This is a genomic window from bacterium (assembly GCA_024226335.1).
In the GTDB taxonomy this organism is placed as follows: domain Bacteria; phylum Myxococcota_A; class UBA9160; order SZUA-336; family SZUA-336; genus JAAELY01.
The window spans coordinates 1-638 of sequence record JAAELY010000446.1; the positions used below are offsets into that span (position 1 = coordinate 1).

At 59.9% G+C, this 638-nt stretch carries 1 protein-coding gene; it reads left to right on the forward strand.

Features of this window, described 5'->3' with window-relative positions; translation table 11 throughout:
- The coding region (locus GY725_21475) for a PAS domain S-box protein (protein ID MCP4006759.1) at window positions 1-638 on the forward strand (638 nt) is incomplete at both ends.

Sequence of the window (638 nt, forward strand, 5' to 3'; positions counted from 1 at the left end):
AAGGTATTGTGGAGCACGGTTCTCGAGGGTCGAGTATGGCGTGGCGAGCTGATCAACCGGCGTAAGGACGGTAGTCTCTACAACGAGGAACAGATCATTACGCCGCTGGTCGATCGAGACGGCAAGGTCTCGCACTTCATCGCGATCAAGCAGGACATCACCGGCCTCAAGAGCGCGGAGGACGCGCTGAGATATCGCGTTCAGGTCGAGGACCTGGTAGCCAGGATCTCGACCCGGTTCATCCGGCTGAAGGCGGCGAACGTCGATCGGGGTATCGAGGAGGCGCTGGCTGAGGTCGGCGCGTTTCTCGAAGGAGAACGTGCCTTCATTCAACAATTCCGTGACGACCTGACCCCTTCCGACTGGACATATCTTTGGCAAGGTGAAGTGTCAAACCTGAAAAAGGGGGACTGGCTGCAAGATCAGGGCTCCGTTTCGATGCCGTGGTTCACAGCGCGGATCGCTCGCAAGGAGCCGGTTGTGATTCGCGACCTGGACGAGCTTCCCGCCGACGCCAGGATCGAGCGCAGCATCCTGGAGATTCAGGGCGTTTGCTCGATCGTCATCGTCCCGATGGAATTCCAGGATCGCATCCGGGGCTTCCTCGGAGTCTGTTGTCGGCACCGGCGGGACTGGGC